Raw genomic sequence first — 23611 nt, 5'->3', positions numbered from 1 at the left:
AGTCATTAAAATAATGATCCTGGCTCGTCTGTTTGGTTATTTTATGGCATTGATTATTAAGAAAGAGCCTTATCCAAAGCTTTCTTTGTTAAAACAGCGCTAATGAGGTTTACGACACTAGGCCAGTCATTAAAATATGGTTGGCGGTATATTTTTACAGAAGGATACCAAGGGGTTTGAGATTGGTTAAATCCCCAGCGCCAACAGTTACAAAAGCGATCCATTAAAAAAGTTTCTTTACCTAAGGCGCCGGCAAGGTGAACTATTGAGGTATCGACTGTAATTACAATATCAAGTGCTTCAATAAAGGCCGCGGTATCCTCCATTGTTTCACACTCACTCATATAATCAATGATATGATCCGAGAATTCTGCCTGCTGGCAAGCTCTTTCGCCTTTTTGTAGACTAAAAAACTGGATAAGAGGATCACCAAAAAGGGGCTTAAGCGTTTTTAAATCTATGGAACGGTGATAATCGAGTAATCTGGAAGCGCGGTCATCTTTATGGATCCCGCCCGCCCATACGAGCCCTACACGCAATTTGTGTTTTGGAACTGAATGCAGCTTCTTTTGCCAATAATTTTTCTTCTTTGAAGAAAGGGTAAGATAGGGCGTAGATATATTAAAAGGCATTGACGGATATAAACTTAGTGCCCTTGGCAAACTGATAAAAGGGCAATGATAATCATAAGGCGGGCAGGTGCCTCCAACCTGCGAAACAGAAACACCTTCAATGCGCTCAATTAAAGAAGCTAGCTGATCGCTTCCCCAAACATGAATAATAGCGCCGGTCTGAGCTAAAAGAGGGAGGTAGCGTGCATACATGAGCCCGTCACCGAGCCCTTCTTCTTGTGTTACAAGAACTTTTTTATGTGCCAAAGATTGCCCAGGCAACAAGGTAGGCAAAATTTTCTTTCGAGGAAGATTAGAATGAAATGGCAGTTTCAGGCGCCATTCATGTTCTTGCCATCCCTGAGAGAAACGTCCAGATTTTAATAAGGCAATAGAATGATTAAGCCTTAATTGAGCTTCTTGTGGCGCAAGAGGAATAGCGTGGCCGTACAGCGTAAGAGCTACTTCCATCTTGCCAATATTATTATAAATACAGGCTAAATTATTAAGTATTTCCCAATTAAGGGGGAGTTCTTGCCGCATTTTATTGAGTAGGTAAATTGCTTCACCAAAAGCACCCTCTTCACACAAGATTCTGACTAAAACACTCTGAAAAAGATAAGAGGATTTTCCAGTCTTCAATGAACGTCTTATCAGAGTTTCAGCCTCTTCAAGATGATGAAGCTGAATAAGTGACATTGCTTTTAGTTCAATAAGGTGAGGTGAAATATCATCAGAAGCCTCAATATGCTCTAATAGCTTTAAAAAATCTTCCTCTTCATTGTTATTTTGTAACTGTTGTTGAAGATGTTTTAAAGGCGAAGAAAACCCTGATTGAGAGGCCGCTCTAAAATGTTGAGCGGCTTTGTGATAGGAATTTTCATAAAAGAACAGGCAGGCTTCCCAGTAAGAGCGTATTTCTTCCTGGGGAATGCGCTCTATTAAGATCGAGGCTCTCTCTTTTTGGCCGTCATGTAATAAAGACGAAATTTGAGCAGTTAAAACGTTATTATTTGAAAAATGAGAGTCCATCCAGGTCTTTGCTATTATTATGAAGACCAGTTTTTCTCAAAATCACCATAAAGCGTCAAACCACCATCAACATAAAGTGTTTGACCTGTTATATAGCTACTTTCTTCTGAAGCCAGAAAGGCGACAGCAGCTGCAATTTCGTCACTATTACCAGGTCTTTTCATTGGAATATGATCTGAAACAGCTTTATATTGCTCTGGATCCTTTGTCCAAGCATCATTCATGGGTGTTACAATAGCTCCAGGGGCAACGCTATTTACCCTTATGCCACGGCTGGCATATTCAAGTGCCAAAGTTCTGACCATATTTCCTACAGCCCCTTAGAGGCTGAATATCCCAAATAACCTGGTTTTGGTATCGTTTCATGTACTGAAGACGTTACGACAATACGCCCTTTGACGTTGTGTTTGAGCCAATATTGAAGAGCATAGCGGGAAGAAAGCATCACGCCGGTCACATTAACAGCCATGACGCTTTCAAAGTCTGATAAGGTCATTTCATCAGAAGGGGCGTTAATAAGAAAACCGGCATTATTAATGATGATATCTAAACCACCAAGCTCTTTAATTGCTTTAGCAAAAAGGGCTTCTACATCTTTTTCTTTAGATATGTCACCTGCAGCAATGACATGTTCACCTTCTGGTACTTTGGCCAGCTTTTTTCTAAGAGCAAGAAGTTTATCTTCCTGACGCGCATTCAGGGCGACGCGCGCACCTTCTTTCGCGAAAAAATGCGCTATAGCTTCACCAATTCCTTGAGAAGAACCCGTGATCAGAACTTTTTGGCCTTTAAATCGTGGCTTTAAAGAAAGCGTCATAGCGATAAAATCTCCTTAGTCCGATAAAGGTTATTTTAGAAGCCAAATATAATTCTGATCACAGTAAAAAGGCACAACCTCTAAGCACAATTTAGGCGCTTTTCATGGTCTCTGTTAGGTCTCTTAAAACCGTGTCCGGGTCTTTATTTTCTAGGACGGCAAGCTCAGCAACAAAACGTTCCTGTGCAGCCTCAAAAAGTTTGCGTTCAGAAAAACTACCATCGAGACTATCAACGTTACGTCTTAGGTCGCGTAAAACTTCTGCAATCTGTATAAGATCACCGGAGTTAATTTTCTCTTGATAGGCAATTGCACGGCGTGCCCACATACCACGGCTGACATGTGGTTTGCCCTTCACAACAGCCATAGCTTTATCAACAATAGCGCGTGAAGCTATCTTGCGTAGGCCGGATTTGCGCGCTTTGGCTAAAGGGATACGCAGGGTCATCTGGTTACCAGGAAAAGAGATCTCAATCATCTCAATCATGGTGTCTGCAACTTCGACTTGACCAATACTCTCAACGCGCCCAACACCATGGGCCGCATAGACAATCGAATCCCCAACCTGAAAGGGATCGCTTTTTAGGCCGGGATCTTTTTGTTGTGCCGTATGTTCAGCAGCAGCGCGGGCCATAGCTTCGGTTACACCGCCTCTTTGAGGCATTCTAAAATTGCTGTTCATTGTGCCTTTATAGCAAAAAAATTGGGTCTTGTCTGCATAATGGTTATTCGTACTTTACCAAAACTACTTTTATGGTAGTACCCCGTTGCGTGGTTGTATCATAGGATGAGATTTTAAACCTAGAGGTTCCAGAAGGTCACGTTCTATGGTTCGTGACATATTGAGCATCGGCAAGGCATGGGATGTGCTTTTAAAAGGTTCCTGTAAATCACGGCCACTTCTATCAAGCATTTGGAATAAAAGACCAATGATGCTTGAGCCTAAAGGAGTAATCCATCCCAAAGTTTGCACTGCTGTAATTGGCAACATAATGCAAAAAAGATGTGTTACAATGTTAGGTAATACCGAGTACTGTATGGGCAGGGGTGTTTTCTGAATACGCTCCAGCCCTCCTTGGGCATTGGCAAGGTCGGATAAAATACGATCAATCGTGCCATGCACAGCGCCATCTATGTGGTATTTATCAACTTCTTTCCTGACCTCTATTCCAATTTCATAAAGCAGAGCATTTGCCTTGTTAGAGCAAGAAAAAACCCGTTGTTGCATATCTTTGGATAATAAAGTGCCCACCTCTTCACCAATTTCACTTTCACTAAGGGCGGCTTTTAAAAGGTAAGGATAGGCTGCCATAGCTTTTGCAAGGTCAGGCCGTCCGTTAAGAAGCGAAGCAACCTCTCGCCCAAAAGAGCGGCAGTTATTTGTAATGGAACCCCATAAGGTTCGACCCTCCCACCAGCGGGCATATGCTGCATTATTTCTAATACCGAGAAACAAAGCCAAAGCTGATCCCATAAGAGAGATGGGAAGGGCGGGTTGTTCCATCCAAGTTTGGTGGTAAATCTGAAAGAGAATCACCACAACAAAGTCCCATAATGCTAGTATTATGAGAGAGGGTAGTGTTTCTTTGATGAGAATTGTCAGCCCATAACGACGTTTAACAACCAAATGCGCTCTCCTCTCTATGTTATCAGTTTATATGAACAGGTCTGTAGCTTACACGCAGAAGGCCTTTATCAATAGTTACATATCGGAAAGGAAAGCAATTTATGGACGTACGTGCAGCTCTGGCTCTTGAAGCCGGAAAACCTCTAATTATTGATACGGTCCAGCTCGAAGGTCCCCAAGAGGGTGAGGTTCTTGTCGAAATTAAAGCAACAGGCTTGTGTCACACAGATAAATTCACGCTTTCAGGAAAAGATCCGGAAGGCTTGTTTCCTTCAATTCTGGGTCATGAAGGTGCTGGAATTGTCCGTGAGGTTGGTGCTGGTGTGAAGGCGTTAAAGCCAGGTGATCATGTTATTCCGCTTTATACCCCTGAATGCAGGGGGTGCCCTTCCTGCTTGTCGCGAAAAACAAATTTATGTACTGCGATTCGCTCTACCCAGGGAAAGGGTGTAATGCCCGATGGCACGACGCGTTTTTCCTATAAAGGTAAGCCGGTGCACCATTATATGGGCTGCTCCACATTTGCTAATTACACCGTAATGCCCGAAATTGCTTTGGCAAAAATCCGTTCCGACGCTCCGTTTGACAAAGTATGTTATATTGGTTGTGGCGTTACGACAGGTATCGGTGCTGTACTTTTCACAGCAAAGGTTGAACCTATGTCTAGCGTGGCTGTTTTTGGACTTGGCGGTATTGGCCTTAACGTTATTCAGGGCGCTAAAATGGCTGGGGCCAAACGTATTATTGGCATAGATACAAACCCAGAGCGTGAAGCCATAGCGCGTAAATTTGGCCTTACAGATTTTGTAAATCCTAAAGATCTGAACAGTGAAGATGAATTAGTAGGCCATCTCATAGAGATGACAAATGGTGGGCTGGATTATACATTTGAGTGTGTCGGAAATGTAAAGCTCATGCGCCAGGCTCTTGAGAGTGCTCATAGAGGGTGGGGAGTGTCTTGTGTAATTGGTGTTGCTGGCGCAGGACAGGAAATTAGTACAAGACCATTTCAGCTTATAACGGGGCGACGTTGGATTGGCTCGGCTTTTGGTGGAGCAAGAGGGCGCACTGATGTACCAAAAATTGTTGACTGGTATATGGAAGGGCGCATCAATATTGATGATTTAATCACCCAGAAACTGACTTTGGACAATATTAATAAAGGCTTTGACATGATGGAGCGCGGTGAGGGTATTCGTACAGTCGTGGAGTATTGATCATGAATAGGCATAATTTTGAAATTATTGAATCTCATTTTAGTTTTGGCGGAACGCTTCAATTTTTGCGCTTCAACTCAAAAACTTTGGGCGTAAAAACTAATTTTGGCCTTTATCTCCCACCCCAGGCGCAAGATGGTCATAAGGTACCAGTGATTTATGCCCTTGCCGGGTTGACCAGTAATTATGAGAATTTTCTGGTTAAGGCAAATGCCCTACGTTTTGCTGCCAAATGGGGTATAGCACTTGTAGCGCCTGACACATCTCCACGTGATACAAACATTAAAGAAGAAAATGAAAGTTCTGACCTGGGGACAGGGGCTGGATTTTATCTTGATGCTACGGCCGAGCCCTGGGCACATCATTATAAAATGGCCAGCTTTGTGGGGCATGAATTACCCAAAATTCTGGAAGAAAATTTCCCCTTAGATCCGGCATTATGCGGTATAATGGGCCATTCAATGGGAGGAATGGGGGCTCTTGGCTTTGCCCTACGTCAACCAGAAAAGTGGAAAAGCGTTTCAGCCTTTGCACCTATTTGCTTACCGTCACGTACAGAGTGGGGGCAAAAAGTAACAGCAGCCTATTTTGGCGGTAATAAACAGGAATGGCAGCATTATGACCCCTGTTTATTGCTCAAAGCAGGGCATAGTCACCCTTGTAAAATACTGGTTGATCAAGGGCTGAATGATGAATTTCTTACCATTCTTCAGCCAGAGGCTCTTGAAGAAACAGCACGCCAGGTGAACCAGCCATTAACGTTGCGGCGGCATCAAAATTATGACCATTCATATTGGTTTGTGCAAAGTTTTATAGAAGAGCATATAGCCCATCATGCTTCCATATTAACGGCTTTATAATGACGATGTCGTTTTGATTGTTACCTTTTGATGTCCTCTGAACCATAAAGTTCAGAGGGGTCAATTTCTGGAGCTGTGTTAGCTTTTAGGCCGCGAGAGGTAATTTCCTGATAAAAACAGCTTTTGCGTCCTGTATGGCAGGCGACACCTTTTTGCATAACAGTCATAAGTAAAGCATCGCCATCGCAATCAAGCGCAGCGGAAAGTAACTTTTGCACCTGGCCTGAGCTTTCACCCTTGCGCCATAATGTCTGTCTGCTTCTTGAATAATAGCAGACGCGTCCCGTTAATAATGTTTCTTTCAAAGCCTCCAAATTCATCCAGGCAAGCATAAGTATTGTCTTATTTTCGTCCTGAGCTATGGCTGCTATAAGACCATTTTGGTCAAATCTGACATTTTGCAAAATGGAATTTAGGCTCATTTCATCGGGGGCTTGCCAGGTCATGAAGAAGAACTTTCAGAAGACACGATTTTAAAGAACCAGTCGGCAGGCGTGACCTTAACCGGAATATGGTTGAAAGAGATAGACTCACTTGTCCAGAAATCTCTTCGTAACATAACTAACGCCTTATTTTCTTTTCTAGAAAGAAGAGGAATATCTTCTGAATCTTTTAGAGAAAGGTACCCGCCTTCTGGTGGAAACGCACCGCTTTGAAGGGTGACAGGAATAATTCTTCTTTTGATCAGCCCTCTATAATGTGAACGTGCAGTCACTTCTTGCCCCATATAGCATCCCTTGCTCCAGGAAACAGCGTTGAGACCATCCAAATTAGCTTCCAAAGCTATGGTTTTACCTAAAATAATGTCTTCATTTTCTGGCAGGCCATTTTCCAAACGTCGTTCCAGCCAGTTTTGATCTCCGCCCCCTAATTTTGAAGGAGTGGTCGCACTTAAAGAGCGCCATCCTGCTGAAGGGGCCCTTTTATCTGGGGACGTAATAATGGCATCGTGGGGCGGTGTGTCTGCTGGTCCGCCGGCATAAACATGAAGTTCCGTTAAAGTAAGAGAAATATCAGCTCTTAATTTAAAAAGACTCAAATGTTTTAAAAAAGAATCAGCCTCATGAGTCGAGCAGTCGAGATAAAGAGTCTCTTGTGCATGAAAAACATAAAAAAGCGTTCTTATTTTGCCCTGAGGCGTCAGAAAGGCCGAAAAACTCATTTCACCGGGCTTAAGAGCCAAAATATCGGCGGTAACTAGCCCCTGAAGAAAGGTAAATCGATCTTTTCCAGTTACAGAAAGAACGCGGCGATGGGAAAGATGGTTGCTATTCATTAGGTATATTATGATAATTAAGTTCATCAGAAGGGCAAATTATTTAAATTTTATAGTGGCCCGCTTAGAAACTGTTATCCATTTTGAGGGGAATAAGGCTCTTGTCGAGTGAAGAGATCGTCAATCCTATGTCAAGTCCGTCTAACAGACGGTGGCAGATTGCCCAATTCCTAGCGCCCATTTTTGGGGTTGTCCTTGTTATTGGTGCGATAATTTTGGTTTCTCTCCATAATTATCACTCTACAAGAGAGGGGGCTATCCAGCTTTCTAGAAGTCTGCTGAATAGTGAGCAACGTTATATCACTCAAGAAGTGAGTAATTATCTTTCCCCCGCGCGCTCATCTTCAGTTGTGGCGAAAGACCTTTTAAACGGCCCTGATATTGATAAAGACGTCATTAATTTCATGCTTTTGGGGCGTTCTGTACTTAAAAATGTTCCACAAGTAGCCAGCTTTTATTTAGCTGATGACGAGGGACATTTTTGGATGATGGCCCCGCGTGATGGAAATTATGAAGAAACGACCTATAAAATAGAAAATGGGCAACACGTTTTTCATCATGAAATCAGGGATTCTGAAGGACGCTTTGTTAGTGAGGATGATTTAAAAACTGATCCTTATGATCCTAGAGGACAAAACTGGTATTTAGGAGCGTTAAAAAAAGAACAGCAACCAGGAAAACTAAGTCTTTTTTGGCGTGACCCTGTGCCCTATCTTTCTACTAATCAATTTATCATAACGGCTTCTACAACGTTTAAAACAATTGATGGGCGCCGTATGGTTTTTGCGATCAATATCGCACTGAACCAGCTTTCACATTTTGTAAATAGCTTGAAAATTGGCAAAAATGGGCAAGCTGTTATTGTTGATGTTGGTGGTCATATCATTGCCGGCCATAATATGGAGGCAATGAGAGCTGCCAAGTTTGATACTACAAAAGTAAAGCTAGATCCCGCAACACAGTCAGTATTCATACGCGCTCTAAATATTTTTAAAATTCAAGGACCTGGCACGGGGCTAGTACATATTAAGGATCAAAATTACGTCACAATCGCTTCTGCCATGGCTTTGGCAAAAAAATCGTGGGTTTTGCTAATTAATGCGCCGGAAAGTGATTTTGCCAATTTTGCTCAAATTGTTCAAAAGCAAAATATTTACTTTTCATTAATTGTTATAGTTTTGTCTCTCTTGCTTGCTGTAGGCTTTATTTATCAGGGCCGGCGTGTGGTCTTTTTTCAAAAAAGATTGAAAAAAGGCCAGAAAAAGATTCGCGAAGAAAGTGCTGGTCTTTTGGCGATTGCTAATACGCCTTCTTTATTGAATCCTGAAAAAGAAATTCCCGCCATGACTGAAGTTCTGGCTGAGCGGGCAAAGGCAAAAAGGACAAGCCTCTGGCGTTTATTACCCGATGGGCAGCGCTTACTGTGTGAAGATATGTTTGATCGTACAGAAGATATTCATGGCTCGGGCATTGAGCTAGCAAAGCATTCTCATCCAGCTTTATTTGAGTGTTTAAGAGATTCACAGCTCATTGATGTTCCTAATGCAGAGGAAGATGATAGGTTTCGGTCTGTCCAACGCGTTGTAATGAGAACGATCGATTCCAGCCATCTTCTTTTTGTTCCCATTCTGGACCAGCATAATCCCGTTGGGCTATAATGATTGAGGATCCTGAAGATCATAATATGCTGGAGCGTACAATAGCCCTTGTTTCATCAATTGAGGCAGTGCGCTTTACCGAGCGCAATAAAAGATTCAACAAAAATAATTACAAAGAACAGAAGAGCTTTGAAGAAGCCAGTGCCTCTCATGAAGCTAATATTCTTAAAATCGACAAGGGTTTTCTTTTAGATCCAAAAGACCAGGAAGATGGTTTGCCGCAAGATGGTCTTTATCCGCTTGTTCCTCTAATGGTTTTGGAATTTGTTGAATCTTATACAACCCAGAAAGATACGGCCCAGCGTAATCTCGATTTGATTAATGATCTTTCCAAGCAGATCCAAAATGCTGCGAAAGATGCCGGTCTTTTTTCAATGCAGGTTGCTGGCAATAGATTGAATTTACTGGGTAGCTGTAGTCAGGAACTCGATATAGGTAGTGTGTTACGCCTTGCTGATGCAGCGGTAAATATTCGTGAAATCTGTCTTAATGCGTTGACCGGTTTGTCAACAAGATTAATGTTTCGCATCGGTATAGATGTTGGTCCGGTGATCGCTGCTCAGATTGGTGAAAATCCAAGCGTCTTTAATGTGTGGGGAGATGCTCTTTCGGTCGCTGATTTGATGGCACATAATGCTCCGGACGGAGGACAAATACAGGTTTCAGAGCAGGCTTACAGATTGTTGAGAGAATATTTCCTCTTTAGGCCAAGAGGTGATTTTTATCTCCCTAACAAGGGTATTACACGCAGTTACATTATGGCGGGCCGGAGATGAATAATTCGGAGCGTTTTTTCCTCATACAGCGCACTTTAGCGACTATAGGTCATGTAACGCGTGGCATGCCCCGTTTTATGTTAATTATGGTTGGTGCAGCCTGGGGTGTTTTAAAAGAGGCGTCTTTCCCTTCAAACTGGCGGCGCCCGGTTCAAATGGAGTTTTGGCGTAATTTGCGTCAGATGACAGGAGGGGGCTGACGAGCGTACTTGTTGTGGCTGTTCTCACCGGGTTAGGTATTGTGGCTCAAGCTATTTTCTGGCTTGGTTTTGCCGGCATAGCCCAAATGACAGGTAGTATTCTTTCTACCGTGCTGGTCAGAGAAATTGCGCCCGTTTTAGTTGGTATTATTTTGCTAGGTCGTTCAGGAATGCTTATTCTCACCGACCTTGGGAACCTGACATTGCAAGGCCAGCTGCGCATTTTAAATGGTCAGGGAATTGATCCATTTATTGCGTTTATTTTACCCCGTAGTCTAGCCATGACTGTTAGCGGCTTTACGCTAGGAATGATCTTTAGCGTCATCGCGCTTGGGACAGGCTATGTTGTTTGTTGGCTGAAAAACATCGTAACAATGCCCATTTGGTCTTTTATGTTCCAGGTCATTAATTCGGTTCATCCTACAGATTATATTAGTATTCCTCTAAAATTTTTACTGAGCGGTTTTGCTGTTGGCCTAAGTTGTTGCCTATCAGGAATGGATATTACCACTGAAGATAATTTGACCACTTTACTACCCAGAGGGTTCTCACGGGGAATTATGTCAGTCATGGCCATTAATGTGGTCCTGGATATGGTTTTTTAGGACTGTTATGACAAATCCATTATCCTCATTGCAGTTTTTGGGACCTGTTCTTGAGCTAAATGATGCAAGGCCTGTTCTCAATGAAATTGGCCTTTCTTATGCGCGCTATAATTTAAGTCTTAATGCTGGTGAATGCGCATTAATCCAGTGTCGTGATTTACAGCAAGCTTCTCTTTTTACAGATATATGTTCTGGTTTGGCTCCAATAGGAGAAGGACGCGTAAGATGCCTGGGTCTGGAATGGAAAGATCTGGAAGATAGGCGTGCTTCGGCCTTGAGGGGGCGTATAGGGCGAATATTTCAGGGCAATGAATGGATAGAGCTTTATCCAATGCAGATGAATATCCTATGGCAGCGCCTTTATCACTCAAAAACGAGTTTAAATGAGCTTATTAAAGAAGCCGTGAAACTTTCAATTCGCTTTGGTTTACCTGGGTTACCTACCCAGCTTCCGGGTAAATTATCCAGTTTGGACTTGCGTCGTGCAGAATATGTCAGAGCCTTTATGGGTAATCCGTCATTAATGCTTTTGGAAGAACCTGTCACAATAGAGCCGAGTGAACTTTATGATGCTTTTCTCGGTGAGTTAACAGCTGTGCGCGAACGTGGCTGTGCCGTTATATGGATCTCTTCTGACGCGAGTGTCTGGAAAGATTATGAGCAAAGTGACATGCAAAAATTTCGCCTAAGTGATAGTGGCCTTATCACGATGAGAGGTTAGTTATGCTCCGTTTACGTAAAGACTCTGATACAGCAAAATCCCTGTTTCGTAATCGGTATACTGATGAATGGGTGGGGCTGCTTGTGCTTGCAGCAATTGTTATTTTTGCTGCGGCAGTTATTGAAACAGGTCTTTTAAAGCAGTGGCTTGCACCATCTTTAAAAATTCATTTTGTCTTACCCAGAAGCGGCGTTGCTGGCTTGGCGGTTGGAAATGATATTGAAGTTATGGGTGTGCATGCTGGTGAAATTCGTGCCTTAGAGCTTAATCCTTCCGGACGTATGTATGCAGAAGGAACGATTGAACCGCAATTTAAGCGCTTTATTCGCAAGGATAGTGTTGCTACAATCCGGCGCCGATTTATCGTAGCTGGGGCAAGTTATATTGAATTAACACGTGGCCATAAAGAGAATTTGGACTGGGGTTATGCTGTTGTACATGCCAATGTAGAAGCTAACCCGGCCGATCAAATTGCCAAAATAGTATCTGACATTCGTGAGCGTCTTGTTCCTGCCATGAATAATGTCGAAGATATTACGGCGCAGGTCGATGGGCTAATAAAAGATTTACGTGCAGGTAAAGGGTCTGCCGGAGCCTTTATTACAGAACGTCAGGTTTATGACCGTGCGAATTTGGTGTTGGGTAGTTTGAATAAGGCGATAGATAATATTCAGCCTTTGGAAAAAAAGCTGCACGTAGCGCTTAATGAAGCTAATGGCACCATGAAAAATGTGCACAAAATGTCGGGTGATCTTAAATCTTCCACGCCTGATGTTAAGAAAATTTTGCATAATGCAAGTCTAACCTCTGAAGACCTGCCTGATCTTATTATTGAAGCAGAAGCAAGTGCCACGAGTTTGAGAAAGCTTATGGAACAATTGCGCGGGCTTTGGTTATTAGGAGGGGGTGACGGCGCGAAAGTCTCTCACCGTCTGCCTGCAAAAGAGGTGCGTCCATGAAGCGAGCAGCCTTATTAATAGTGCCTTTTTTTCTTTTTGGCTGTAGCCATTCTTCTGGACCGTGGGAAGATTCAGACTATGTCAATGATATGGAAGTCGGGCGCACAGTGTTTGAAAATGGGCGACTAGCTCAGGCTGAATTTAAATATGATTCAGCTTTTCAAAGGGCTTTTTTGATTGATGATGAAGGCTCAATTCATGATGCTGGCTTTAATTTAGCAACATCACAGTTACGTCAAAACCATGTAACGCAGGCTTTAAAGACCATTGATAAGGCCATAGATGCTTTAAAAACCAGGCACTATCATCACATAGAAGATTTATATCTCATAAAAACAGCGGCGCTTTATAGGCAAAAAAATTATCAGGAATCTTTACGGGCAGCAAAAACTGCTCAGAAATCATCCGATAAACCGACGCAAGAAGAAGCAATTGCTTTTGAAGGTTATAATGCAGCGGCCTTAAAAGATGATACCCATCTTTTAAATGCTATTCATAGGCTGTCTAAGGCTGAGAAGAAACGCAACCAGGCTAATCTTATGGAGTTACAGACACTTTATGCGCTGTCGCATCAGCAATGGTCTCAGGCTTTGACCTTAGCTCAAAATCTTACACGTTACCGGCAGGTTAGTGGAGATTATATAGCGATGCGTCGGGCTTTAGAGTTACAGGCTAAAGCCTTTAGCGGTAATGGTCAGTCGCAAGAGGCAGATCGTGTGCGTCAACAAATTAAAGATAGTCAGGATAGGGACGAAAAGCCCCTATAAATTTTCCTCTCTCATTTCTTGATTAGAGAGAGGAGATAGTTTTAGGCGTGGGCAGAGCTTGCACATGAAGGCTCAACAGGGTTCATGCCTAAAAGATCTAATAAGCGTTGATCTTTATTTTTTACAGGGTTGGGTGTGGTAAGTAATTTTTCACCCCAAAAAATAGAATTTGCCCCAGCAAGAAAACAAAGGGCGTGATCTGCCTCTGACATGGTTTCACGACCGGCCGCAAGGCGCACATGGCTGGCTGGCATTAAAATACGTGCAGTTGCGATAACCCTTACGAAGGTAATGATATCTACGCTAGAGGCATCCTGAAGAGGAGTACCCTCAACGCGTACTAACAGATTAATAGGTACACTTTCAGGATGTTTGGGTAAGTTAGCGAGTGTCATTAACAGACCCACGCGGTCTTCTTCATTTTCACCCATGCCAATAATGCCCCCGCAACAGACATTAATACCGGCATCGCGCACGTTAGAAAGTGTGTCTAGACGATCCTGATAAGTGCGTGTTGAAATGATAGAGCCATAAAATTCTTCGGATGTATCTAGATTATGATTATAATAATCTAGACCTGCCTCTTTGAGACGCGCTGATTGAGTGGGAGTTAGCATTCCTATGGTTAAGCATGTTTCAAGTCCAAGAGCTTTAACCTCCCTAACCATCTCACAAACAGGGTCAAGATCACGGTCTTTAGGTGCTTTCCAGGCGGCGCCCATGCAAAAACGTTCAGCGCCTGCTTTTTTAGCGGCTTTGGCTTCGGTGATGACTTTATCCAGAGCCATTAAATTTTCACGTTCTACAGATTTTTCATGATGTGCGCTTTGCGGGCAATAGGCACAATCCTCAGGACACCCACCTGTTTTGATAGAAAGTAAGGTAGATATTTGTATTTTTGTTGGGTCAAAATGCTGACGATGAACTTGTTGAGCTTTAAAAATTAACTCGGGAAAGGGAAGTGTAAAAATAGCGTTTATCTCGGCACGGCTCCAGTCATGGCGAAGCGTGTCTTTTAATTTTACCAAACTGGGTGAATCAGAAGTCATGAAAAGATTGTCTCCATTTGAGGGCCTACACTTACCTAAAATTGTTGTATTATGTCAGTAGAAAAGCAGTGCCTAGCACAAAAACAGCGTGATTTGTCATAATTTAAGTGAGTTTTAAAATGAGGGAAATTTTATGAAACATTGGCGTATTGAACAAATGAACTGGGAAGCTTTTGATCCCACAAAAGTAAATCCTGATATTGTTTCCCTCATTAAGGCAGCTTCTGTCGTTGAGCGTAATGCACGTGATTACACAGAATATCTCAAACATGTTTTTTCAGAGGATCCTGATTTTAGCAAAGCAGCAGAACATTGGGCAGAAGAAGAAATTCAACATGGTGATGCATTGGGAAAATGGGCGTCTTTAGCAGATCCATCTTGGGATTATAAAGACGCTTTTGAGCGTTATCGCACTGCTTATAAGATTGATACAGATGTCTCTTCCTCTATTCGTGGATCGCGCTCAGGTGAGTTGATTGCACGTTGTATGGTGGAAACAGGTACATCTTCATTTTATACGTCATTAGCTGATGCGACTGATGAGCCTGTGTTAAAAGCCTTATGTAAACAGATCGCCGCTGATGAATATCGTCACTTTAAGCTTTTTTATGACCACATGCACAGATATCTTGATCGTGAAAATCTCGGTAGATGGTCCCGGTTAAAAATTGCTCTCAGTCGCGTTATGGAAAGCGAAGATGACGAGCTGGCAACGGCTTATTATATAACAAATAAATCCTCTAATGTAGCTTATGATCATAAGCGCTATATTGCTGCCTATATGGCCCGTGCGATGAAATTTTATCAGCAAAAACATTTGGATCGGGTTACAGCCATGATTTTTAAAACAACAGGCATTACCCCTCATTCTAAAATACAGAAAATGATAGCCCATATTGTTTTTCGTCTCATGAAATGGAGGCAAAAATCATATGCCCGCAAAGTTGGTTTGGCAGCGTAATTTAAACAATTTTATAAAAAGGCAATATCTATAATGTTTAGCTATTTTAAGCGTTCTTTAAAGCATGGTTGTAGTTTTTTAGCTCTTGGCGCAGGGCTCGCCTTTGCAGCACCATTGGTAGAGGCGGCACCTCAGCCGCTGGACGAGGCTCGTCCTTACCAAAATGGCTGGGGTTTCGATCAGTCCGGTATGAAGCTTAATATTTTACCGGGGAATGATTTTTATAATTTCGCTAATGGTACTTATATTGATCATTTAAAAATTCCCGATGATATGAGCAGCTATGGTGCTTTTCATATTTTGGCAGAACTGTCTCTGTCACGACAAAAGTCATTATTAGAAAAAGCTGCCTCTACATCTAATGCTTCTTCTTCCGAAATGGAAAAATTAGGCGTTTATTATGCAAGCTTTATGGATCAGGATAAAATAGATCATTTAGGTATTCAGCCCTTAAATCCTGATCTTATTCGCCTTAAAGCCCTTACATCCCGTAATGATATTGCAAAGATTTTCGGTGAGGCAGCTCATTCTCTTATGTTCAGCACATTTGCTGTAGATATTGAGCAGGATCAGCGCGACCCTAGCCGTTATATGCTTTTAATTGATCAGGGAATGAGCATAGGCGTTAGTGGTGGTTTAGGTTTGCCGGATATCTCTTATTATACGGATCCTAAATTAGCGGATAAGAAAAAAGCATATCAGGATTATATATCGCATATGCTTGCTCTTGCTAACTGGCCAGACCCCGAAAAAAATGCAGCAGCTATTTTGGCATTAGAAACAAAATTGGCACGGGTTGAGCTGCCACGTGACCAAACAAGAGATCCAATTAAAACTTTTAACCCCATGACAGTCAGTCAGCTTAAAAAGCTCGCTCCTAAATTTGATTGGGATATGCTTCTCACTTCAATGGGCATACCGAAAAAAGATCTCGATAAAAGAGAAATTGACGTTCGGGAACCAAAAGCCATTGCTGCTATGAGCGATGTTTTGGCGCAAACAGATATGCCTACCTTAAAATCATGGTTAGCATTTCACTTAATTGATAATGCAGCTCCCTATCTCTCTCAAAACTTTGCAAAAGCTTCATTTGACTTTAACGGTAAAACGCTTCTTGGCATCAAGGAACAGCCTGTAAGATGGAAGAGGGCTGTTAGAGCTACCAACGAGGCGATGGGCTGGGCTCTCGGCCGACTTTATGTAAAAGAATATTTCCCTGCCAGTGCCAAAGAACAAATTACGGCAATGGCAGAAAATTTAAAATCTGCTTTCAAAAAGCGTTTAGAGCGTAATCGTTGGATGGACGAGACAACGCGTAAAGCAGCTTTAAATAAATTGGACCATTTTGCCATTCAGGTTGGTTATCCAGTAAAATGGTGGGACTATAGCAAGCTTTCTGTTCAAAAAAATGATGTTTACGGCAATGTAAAGCGCGCTGCTGTCTTTAATTGGCAACATCGCCTTGAGCGTTTGGATCGTCCGGTCGATCGTGATGAATGGGATATGACGCCTCAGACGGTCAATGCTTACAATAACCCTACAATGAACGAGGTTGTTTTTCCGGCAGCTATATTACAACCACCCTTTTTTGATCCTAAAGGTGATATGGCTGTCAATTTTGGAGCTATTGGCGGTGTGATAGGACATGAAATGAGCCATGGTTTTGATGACCAAGGCCGTCATTTTGATGAAACAGGCCGTTTACATGATTGGTGGACAAAAAAATCGGCTGATGCTTTTGATAAATTAGCGCAGCGTTTGGGCAAAGAATATGCTGCTCCTGAGATATTGCCTGGTTTGCATGTTAATCCAACCATGACAATGGGAGAAAATATTGCTGATTTGGGAGGGCTAAATCTGGCTTTACAGGCTTATCAGGAGTCAGCTCACAATAAAAATCCTGACATCAGACATGGCTTAACGGGTATTCAAAGAGTTTATCTTGGTTGGGCGCAGGTATGGAGAGAAAAAGACAGACCCGACGCTTTAAAACGTCAGGTGTTATCTAATGAGCATTCTCCAGCTATTTTACGTGTAAATATTCCTGTTCGTAACATTGACTCTTGGTATTCTGCTTTTGGTGTAAAGCCTGATCAAAAACTTTATCTTCCAAAGACAGAACGTGTAACAATTTGGTAAGTCGATAGCGCGTTTTAAGACAGAGTCCATTTAATGTTTTAAATTTAAGAGGCTTTACAAAAAGAGGGATAAGACGTTTATCCCTCATAAAAGTTTTTAAAATCAGGAGAGGCCTTCATGTCTCATCTTTCAATTGGTCACCTCTATACTGCTCTTCATGCAGCCTGTGCGAGTGCAGTGGCCCGTATTATTGAAGCGCATGGATTAGAAGTATCTTACGTAGATTTGAGCGAAGATGAGCGTCAGGAAGCTCTGGAAAATGCTGAAATTGATCTTCTTATATCTGCCTGGACACCACGCGATAATGCATTAGGTGAAGGGGGTGGAGAATTTTTTGGCGATGTTTATCGACCTAAAGCTGTTTTTGCTGCTTTAGAGCGGCATAAAACTGAAAGTAAATGGAACGCATCTGATTTTTCTAAAATCATTGTGACTAACGAAGCACTAGAACAAGCCAAAACTGCTTTTTCTTCACGAGATGACCTAAAAGCTTTACCCTTAGAGGTCATAGGTGAAGGGGCTTTGATTGAAAAAGTACAACAGGCTCAAAATGATCATCAAAACCCATTGATTATTACCTGGCAGCCTCATGCTATTTTTCATACGGATTTGCTGAAAATATTGCCTGATGACACATCTCTGCTGGGCGAAGAATTAAAAGCTCAATTTGTTTTAAGAGCTGGTATAAGGCAGAATATGGATGATGATTTGTTTCATGAACTTTCTGGTATGATGCTTGGTAATCGTGTGATGAGTGCTTTGGATTATGCTATTTCAGTTGATGGAACTGATCCTGAAAGCGCCGCAGAATCATGGCAGCGTGGACGCTTAATCGGGCGATAATTAATTTTTTAAAAAAGCTTTAAAGCAAGGAATGGCATGACACGTCACGCTTTTGTTTTCCCAGGACAGGGTAGTCAGTTTATTGGTATGGGGCTTGAGCTTGCTAAAGCCTTTCCCGTGTCAAAATCTGTTTTTGATGAAATTGATGATGCCCTAAATCAACATCTTTCTCGCTTAATGTTTGAAGGCGATGCTTCGGAGCTTACAGCAACAGAAAATGCTCAGCCGGCTCTTTTTGCTGTCTCTCTTGCAACAGTGCGTGCTCTTGAGGAGCAGGGCGGTTTTCAATTGAGTGAAAAAGCCGACTATGTAGCTGGTCATTCACTAGGAGAATATTCTGCTCTTGCTGCATCAGGGGTTCTGACCATTGCAGAGGGAGCTCGTTTATTACGTTTGAGAGGCCAGGCAATGCAACGTGCTGTCCCGGCAGGTAAGGGGGGAATGGCTGCCTTACTGGGTGTTGAGACAGAGCAGGCAAAAGAATTATGTCTAGAGGCAGCTCAGAACTCTATTTTAGAAATTGCGAATGACAATGGAGGGGGACAAATTGTTGTCTCTGGATCAATAGAGGCTATTGATCGGGTTATTGAGCTGGCAAAGGCCAAGGGCATACGCCGTGCTGTCAAATTACCAGTCTCTGCACCATTTCATAGTTCTCTCATGCAGCCAGCTGCAAAAGAAATGGCAGAAGCTCTTGAGGGGGCAGATTTAAAAGATGCTAAAATTGATGTCGTTCCCAATGTAAGTGTAGAATTTACACGAGAGGCAAAAATTTTCCGTACCCGTTTGGTTGAGCAGGTAACAGGGCAGGTAAGATGGCGCGAGACAGTGTCACTTTTTGCACAGTCTGGTATAACGCATCACCATGAATTAGGGGCAGGAAAAGTTTTGACAGGTCTGGCGCGCCGTATTGCTCCTGATCTAACGACCGATTTTGCAGGCACCCCTGCCGAAATTGAAACAATGTTGAAAACGCTTTAAGGATTAACTGTCATGTTTTCACTTTCTGGAAAACTCGCCTTAGTGACTGGCGCAACTGGCGGTATTGGTGCTGCAATTGTAAAACAGCTTCACCAAGCTGGTGCTCATGTCGTTATTACAGGCACGAGAGAAAACGCCCTTAAAGATTTGGCTGATTCTTTGGGAGGGGAACGGATTTTTTGCCTGGCTGCCAATCTGTCAGAGGCAGAGCAAGCAGATAATCTGCTCGACCGTGCCGAAGAATTGGCGGGCCAGAAACTTGATATTTTGGTGAATAATGCCGGATTGACCCGTGATACGCTTGCTATTCGAATGAAAGATAAAGATTGGACCGATGTCATTACATTGGACCTTGAAAGTCCATTCCGTTTAGCGCGTGCCGCATTAAAAGGAATGTTACGCAGGCGCTCAGGGCGTATTATTTCAATTTCATCAATTGTTGGTGTAACGGGCAATCCAGGTCAGGCAAACTATGTTGCGGCTAAGGCGGGTCTCATTGGTATGAGTAAAGCATTAGCGCAAGAAGCTGGGTCTCGGGGTGTTACTGTCAATGTAGTTGCTCCCGGATTTGTAGAAACACCCATGACCGATGTCTTACCTGATTCTGTTAAGCAGAAACTTTTAGACTCGATTCCTTTGGGGCGGATGGGTAAACCTGAAGATATTGCTTCAGCGGTGCTTTACCTTGCTTCTAACGAGGCTTCGTGGGTCACTGGTACCACACTTCATGTCAATGGTGGCATGGCGATGGTCTGAAAAGATTGGCCTTTGTGGGTAAAGCGTGCTAAGCGCGTGCAGCTTTGCTTGATAGGGCCCTTTTCGCTCCGTCACGCAACGATGCTATCTTTATCTTAATTGATAGCGGACAGAGTTTTTTCTCAGAACCCTTCAAGGGTAGTTAAGGATTAATGGCAAATGAGCAACGAAATTGCTGACAAAGTAAAAAAAATCGTCGTTGAACATCTCGGCGTTGAAGAAAGCAAAGTCACAGCTGAGGCTTCTTTCATTGATGATCTTGGTGCAGACAGCCTCGATACAGTTGAGTTGGTAATGGCTTTTGAAGAAGCTTTTTCAGTCGAAATTCCTGAAGATGCAGCAGAGAAAATTGCTACGGTTTCAGATGCAATTGACTATATCAGCAAGCAAAAAGCTGCTTAATTTCTCTAAAGTTAGAGGAAGGGAGTTTTATACTCCCAGTTTAATTAAAGCGGGGCCGTTTAAAAACAGCTCCGCCTTCCAAGATGAGTACAGGATGGGGCGTCGATGAGCGGGGCTGGAACAAATAAAAAACGTGTTGTTGTCACGGGTATAGGGGTTGTAAGCCCACTTGCTGTCGGTGCGGAACTCACCTGGAAACGCCTTATTGAGTCCCACTCGGGCATTGATCGCATTACCCATTTTGACCCAAATAGTCCTTCTGACTTGCCGGCTAAAGTTGCAGGGCAGGTGCCTGAAGGTCCTACTTCGGAAGGGAAACTAACCCTATCGGACTGGGTACCGGTAAAAGATCAGAAAAAGATGGATCGGTTTATCCATCTTGGGCTTGCTGCGGCTGTTCAGGCAGTAGAAGATTCGGGCTGGAAGCCAGAGAATGAAGAAGATCGTTGTGCTACAGGTGTGATGATTGGCTCTGGTATTGGCGGACTGCAAACAATTTATGAAGCATCACTCACTGTTTCGAGTGGTAAAGCAAGGCGGTTATCTCCTTTCTTTATCCCTTCAGCACTGATTAACCTGATTTCTGGGCATTTATCCATCCGTTATGGATTTAAGGGCCCTAACCATGCAGCGGTGACTGCTTGTGCGACCGGTGTGCATGCTATTGGTGATGCTTCACGCTTAATTCAGCATGGTGATGCTGATGTTATGATTGCTGGCGGTGCAGAAGCTGCTATTTGTGCGTTAGGTATTGCAGGTTTTTGCTCAGCACGTGCTTTATCAACAGGTTTCAATGACAACCCTCAACAGGCCTCTCGTCCTTGGGATAAGGATCGTGATGGGTTTGTTATGGGTGAGGGCGCTGGTGTTGTTGTGCTTGAAGAGTATGAACATGCCAAAAAGCGTGGCGCCAAAATTTACGGCGAAATTGGTGGTTATGGTCTTTCAGGCGATGCACACCATATTACAGCCCCAGCTGAAAATCATGAGGGGGCGTACAGAGCCATGGTTGCGGCTTTGAAAGATGCGCGTGTTACGGCGGCTGACATTCAGTATGTCAATGCGCATGGTACGTCTACTATGGCTGATGACCTTGAACTTGCAGCAACAGAACGTTTATTTGGTGATGATGCCCGTAAGCTAGCAATGTCATCGACAAAGTCAGCCATAGGCCATTTGCTGGGTGCGGCTGGTGCGGTTGAAGCTATTTTCTGTTTACAGGCTATTAGAGATGGAGTTGTGCCTCCCACGCTTAATCTGGATAATCCGCAAACAACAAGCGTTATTGATCGTGTCGCCCATGAAGCACAGCAACGTAAAGTTGACTTTGCCTTATCTAACAGCTTTGGTTTTGGCGGGACGAATGCAAGCATCGTGCTAAAACGGTTTGTTGGATAAAGTTACAGTCACTTACTGACAGCTAAAAAAGTGAGGTGAGCCTCAAAATGAAGCCTTCTCCTTCTGGTGATAAACGAGAGAATATCTCTCATGATTTATTAGAACCATCAGAGGGAAGGCATCGTGGCGGCGTTTTTTTAAAGCCAAATATGGGGTTTTTCTCTTTTTCCTGTTGGTTTTATCAACGGTCATTGCAGGCTATGGACATTATACTGATCCAGGCCCGCTTCAAGAGACAAAAAATGTAGTCATTCCGCATGGAGGAATGAAAAGTGTTATAAATACGCTGCAAAAAGAAAATATAATTAGTCCTGGCCGAATATCTTCGTTATTTTTTCAAATCATTGTTCGACTAACTTCAAAAGAAGGTCCTATTCAGGCCGCAGAATTTTCTTTTCCAAAGCGTGTTTCGATTGCTCATAGCTTAGCTATTTTGCGGCATGGGAAAGCCATTAAGCATAGTATTACTATTGCAGAAGGTCTTACAGCGGTCCAAATTCGGGCAATATTGCAAAATGATGAATTACTAGATGGAGAAGTACAGCCTTTTAGAGAAGGAAGTGTACTGCCGCAAACTTTTTATTATTTAAAAAATACACAACGTTCTGCTTTGTTGCAAAGAATGCAACGTCTTATGGATATTACATTAGACAAAATTTGGAATGAACGAGACAAAATTGCTTTGGAAGGGCTTGTTCATTCACCTCAGGAACTTGTGACGCTTGCTTCCATTATAGAACGTGAAACGTCTTTACCTGAAGAGAGACCACGTGTTGCACGGGTATTTTTAAACCGCCTGAAAAAAAATATGAAGCTACAGACTGATCCCACTGTTATTTATGCCCTTAATCAAGGAAAAGAGGGCCTGGATCATTCTCTTACACGTCGTGATTTACAGTTCCAAAGTCCATATAACACTTACCAGGTTGCTGGCTTACCTCCTGGTCCAATTTGTTCCCCCGGTGTTGCATCTTTGCAGGCAGCGGCTCATCCTGCGAATGGAGACGAGCTTTATTTTGTGGCTACGGGCAGGGTGGCCATTACTTTGCTAAAACTCTTAAAGAGCATATTCATTACATAAAAGCATACAGAAAAGCCTTAATATCTTCGCATTAGGCTTTTCTGTTTAAATTCAGCTTTAGATCCTTAATTCTTTCTCATTTACATTATCAGCACTAATTTTTGTGATGAATTTTATTTCTCGTCTGTTTCAGAAGATGTAGCGGAGCTGGAACTCATTAAAACGCGTCTTAAGGGGTCAGCAGAAGTGTTATTAACGCGCATATTAATAACAATATCTTCTGGACCGACAATTTGGCTATAATAAGCACGATTGGCAGCACTATCGACGGATAATTTAGTTCCTCCAAGTGCAAGACCAGCAAAAATGCCATTAGCTTTTTGTGCGGCGTAAATATCATTTTTTATAGCACTTGTTCCGCCGCTTTGAGCATTACTGCTAAAGCTTGTGAAAGACACTCCTGCACTGGCATCAAATTTAAACTGATGATCTAATAAGGCCTGTAAGCCCTTAAGTGTCATGATAAAAAATATTATCTGAGAATTTTGGTAACCTAGCTGAAGTCCAAAAGAACCAGAACTTAAGCTGTAAAAAGCAGGGTCAGACCATGAATTACGTGCGTCACGACTAAGTAAAACGCACTTTCCCCCAGAACCACCAAAAACTACTGACATATGGGTAATTGAAGGGCATATCATCACAGCTTTGGCTTTTTTAAGCAAAGTGTGTGTGCGTGAATTTGTTGAATTACTTACAAAAAAACTCTGTACCGTAACAGTAGCCTGGTCAACAAGAATTTGTTGCTCGGCAGCAGAAGTCTGCGTTTCAGACGAACAGGCGGATAACACAGGTAATCCCGCAAACAAAACAGTACCCAGCCATAAAGGAGTTTTCAGGCGAGACATTGCGATCCTCTTTTAAAAAAAAGTTTTTAA

Annotated in this window: 24 protein-coding genes and 1 pseudogene; 17 read left to right on the top strand and 8 right to left on the bottom strand. The window is 42.7% G+C overall.

What is annotated here, in order from left to right; genetic code table 11:
- Positions 1 to 56: 56 nt before the first annotated feature.
- The 4 genes and pseudogenes from GT348_RS04460 to GT348_RS04445 all read right to left on the bottom strand — a co-directional run bounded on the left by GT348_RS04460 (position 57) and on the right by GT348_RS04445 (position 4087).
- On the bottom strand, positions 57 to 1643 hold the full coding sequence (locus tag GT348_RS04460; RefSeq protein WP_160618695.1) for a tetratricopeptide repeat-containing glycosyltransferase family protein: 1587 nt from the start codon (positions 1641 to 1643) through the stop codon (positions 57 to 59).
- A gap of 17 nt (positions 1644 to 1660) precedes the next feature.
- Positions 1661 to 2460: pseudogene (locus GT348_RS04455) on the bottom strand (SDR family oxidoreductase).
- A 91-nt stretch (positions 2461 to 2551) separates the two neighbouring features.
- Positions 2552 to 3142 (bottom strand): CarD family transcriptional regulator, encoded by a 591-nt coding sequence (locus GT348_RS04450; protein WP_160618694.1) that lies wholly within the window; start codon positions 3140 to 3142, stop codon positions 2552 to 2554.
- A 69-nt stretch (positions 3143 to 3211) separates the two neighbouring features.
- Positions 3212 to 4087: a bestrophin family protein gene (locus GT348_RS04445; RefSeq protein ID WP_160618693.1), complete on the bottom strand. Its 876-nt coding sequence runs from the start codon at positions 4085 to 4087 to the stop codon at positions 3212 to 3214.
- A 101-nt stretch (positions 4088 to 4188) separates the two neighbouring features.
- On the opposite strand from GT348_RS04445, the gene GT348_RS04440 reads away from it, so the two are divergent.
- Both GT348_RS04440 and fghA read left to right on the top strand, forming a co-directional pair.
- A complete protein-coding gene (locus GT348_RS04440; protein ID WP_160618692.1) occupies positions 4189 to 5304 on the top strand; it encodes an S-(hydroxymethyl)glutathione dehydrogenase/class III alcohol dehydrogenase in 1116 nt (371 codons plus the stop codon).
- Between the two features lie 2 nt (positions 5305 to 5306).
- The gene (gene fghA / locus GT348_RS04435) at positions 5307 to 6164 is read left to right on the top strand and encodes an S-formylglutathione hydrolase (RefSeq protein WP_160618691.1); all 858 of its coding nucleotides are present in this window, start codon (positions 5307 to 5309) and stop codon (positions 6162 to 6164) included.
- Between the two features lie 20 nt (positions 6165 to 6184).
- Here fghA and hisI read toward each other — a convergent pair whose 3' ends face one another.
- Together hisI and ygfZ are read right to left on the bottom strand one after the other, a co-directional pair.
- Positions 6185 to 6610: a phosphoribosyl-AMP cyclohydrolase gene (gene hisI, locus GT348_RS04430; protein WP_160618690.1), complete on the bottom strand. Its 426-nt coding sequence runs from the start codon at positions 6608 to 6610 to the stop codon at positions 6185 to 6187.
- The gene (gene ygfZ / locus GT348_RS04425) at positions 6607 to 7440 is read right to left on the bottom strand and encodes a CAF17-like 4Fe-4S cluster assembly/insertion protein YgfZ (RefSeq protein ID WP_160618689.1); all 834 of its coding nucleotides are present in this window, start codon (positions 7438 to 7440) and stop codon (positions 6607 to 6609) included. Before ygfZ ends, hisI begins: the two co-directional genes overlap by 4 nt.
- A gap of 128 nt (positions 7441 to 7568) precedes the next feature.
- Between ygfZ and GT348_RS04420 the strand changes: the two genes are divergently transcribed.
- Genes GT348_RS04420 through GT348_RS04395 form a run of 7 tightly spaced genes read left to right on the top strand, consistent with a single transcriptional unit; the run spans position 7569 to position 13126 of the window.
- Complete coding sequence (locus GT348_RS04420) at positions 7569 to 9098, top strand: cache domain-containing protein (protein WP_160618688.1); 1530 nt, start codon at positions 7569 to 7571, stop codon at positions 9096 to 9098.
- A complete protein-coding gene (locus GT348_RS04415; RefSeq protein ID WP_160618687.1) occupies positions 9098 to 9874 on the top strand; it encodes an adenylate/guanylate cyclase domain-containing protein in 777 nt (258 codons plus the stop codon). Before GT348_RS04420 ends, GT348_RS04415 begins: the two co-directional genes overlap by 1 nt.
- Positions 9871 to 10074 carry a hypothetical protein gene (locus GT348_RS09370; RefSeq protein ID WP_236646411.1) on the top strand — a complete coding sequence of 68 codons (204 nt, stop codon included), beginning with the start codon at positions 9871 to 9873 and terminating at the stop codon, positions 10072 to 10074. Before GT348_RS04415 ends, GT348_RS09370 begins: the two co-directional genes overlap by 4 nt.
- Before the next feature lie 14 nt (positions 10075 to 10088).
- Positions 10089 to 10679: an MlaE family ABC transporter permease gene (locus tag GT348_RS04410; RefSeq protein WP_236646410.1), complete on the top strand. Its 591-nt coding sequence runs from the start codon at positions 10089 to 10091 to the stop codon at positions 10677 to 10679.
- A gap of 7 nt (positions 10680 to 10686) precedes the next feature.
- A complete protein-coding gene (locus GT348_RS04405) occupies positions 10687 to 11400 on the top strand; it encodes a P-loop NTPase family protein (protein ID WP_160618686.1) in 714 nt (237 codons plus the stop codon).
- Positions 11401 to 11402: 2 nt separating this feature from the next.
- Entirely contained in the window at positions 11403 to 12359 is a 957-nt protein-coding gene (locus tag GT348_RS04400; protein WP_160618685.1) for an MlaD family protein, read from the top strand.
- Entirely contained in the window at positions 12356 to 13126 is a 771-nt protein-coding gene (locus GT348_RS04395; RefSeq protein ID WP_160618684.1) for a hypothetical protein, read from the top strand. Before GT348_RS04400 ends, GT348_RS04395 begins: the two co-directional genes overlap by 4 nt.
- Positions 13127 to 13167: 41 nt before the next feature.
- Here GT348_RS04395 and bioB read toward each other — a convergent pair whose 3' ends face one another.
- The gene (bioB, locus tag GT348_RS04390) at positions 13168 to 14175 is read right to left on the bottom strand and encodes a biotin synthase BioB (RefSeq protein WP_160618683.1); all 1008 of its coding nucleotides are present in this window, start codon (positions 14173 to 14175) and stop codon (positions 13168 to 13170) included.
- 133 nt (positions 14176 to 14308) lie between these two features.
- Here bioB and GT348_RS04385 point away from each other — a divergent pair, with 133 nt between their 5' ends.
- The 8 genes from GT348_RS04385 (at position 14309) to mltG (ending at position 22736) form a co-directional block, all read left to right on the top strand.
- Positions 14309 to 15136, top strand: coding sequence for an acyl-ACP desaturase (locus GT348_RS04385; protein ID WP_160618682.1), 828 nt, complete (start codon positions 14309 to 14311; stop codon positions 15134 to 15136).
- A gap of 33 nt (positions 15137 to 15169) precedes the next feature.
- The gene (locus tag GT348_RS04380) at positions 15170 to 17275 is read left to right on the top strand and encodes a M13 family metallopeptidase (protein ID WP_160618681.1); all 2106 of its coding nucleotides are present in this window, start codon (positions 15170 to 15172) and stop codon (positions 17273 to 17275) included.
- Between the two features lie 117 nt (positions 17276 to 17392).
- On the top strand, positions 17393 to 18118 hold the full coding sequence (locus tag GT348_RS04375; protein WP_160618680.1) for a glycine betaine ABC transporter substrate-binding protein: 726 nt from the start codon (positions 17393 to 17395) through the stop codon (positions 18116 to 18118).
- Positions 18119 to 18154: 36 nt separating this feature from the next.
- Positions 18155 to 19099, top strand: a complete 945-nt coding sequence (fabD, locus tag GT348_RS04370) for an ACP S-malonyltransferase (RefSeq protein WP_160618679.1) — start codon at positions 18155 to 18157, stop codon at positions 19097 to 19099.
- 12 nt (positions 19100 to 19111) lie between these two features.
- Positions 19112 to 19855 (top strand): 3-oxoacyl-[acyl-carrier-protein] reductase, encoded by a 744-nt coding sequence (gene fabG / locus GT348_RS04365; protein ID WP_160618678.1) that lies wholly within the window; start codon positions 19112 to 19114, stop codon positions 19853 to 19855.
- 159 nt (positions 19856 to 20014) lie between these two features.
- Positions 20015 to 20257, top strand: coding sequence for an acyl carrier protein (locus GT348_RS04360; protein ID WP_160618677.1), 243 nt, complete (start codon positions 20015 to 20017; stop codon positions 20255 to 20257).
- Positions 20258 to 20362: 105 nt separating this feature from the next.
- Positions 20363 to 21655, top strand: a complete 1293-nt coding sequence (gene fabF / locus GT348_RS04355; protein WP_160618676.1) for a beta-ketoacyl-ACP synthase II — start codon at positions 20363 to 20365, stop codon at positions 21653 to 21655.
- Between the two features lie 265 nt (positions 21656 to 21920).
- Positions 21921 to 22736 (top strand): endolytic transglycosylase MltG, encoded by an 816-nt coding sequence (gene mltG, locus GT348_RS04350; RefSeq protein ID WP_160618675.1) that lies wholly within the window; start codon positions 21921 to 21923, stop codon positions 22734 to 22736.
- A gap of 113 nt (positions 22737 to 22849) precedes the next feature.
- Here the strand turns inward: mltG and GT348_RS04345 are convergent, their stop codons facing one another.
- Positions 22850 to 23581, bottom strand: coding sequence for a lipid-binding SYLF domain-containing protein (locus GT348_RS04345; RefSeq protein WP_160618674.1), 732 nt, complete (start codon positions 23579 to 23581; stop codon positions 22850 to 22852).
- Positions 23582 to 23611 lie beyond the last annotated feature (30 nt).

Source organism: Aristophania vespae (assembly GCF_009906835.1).
In the GTDB taxonomy this organism is placed as follows: Bacteria; Pseudomonadota; Alphaproteobacteria; order Acetobacterales; family Acetobacteraceae; genus Aristophania; species Aristophania vespae.
This window is presented reverse-complemented; position numbering and strand designations above follow the sequence as displayed.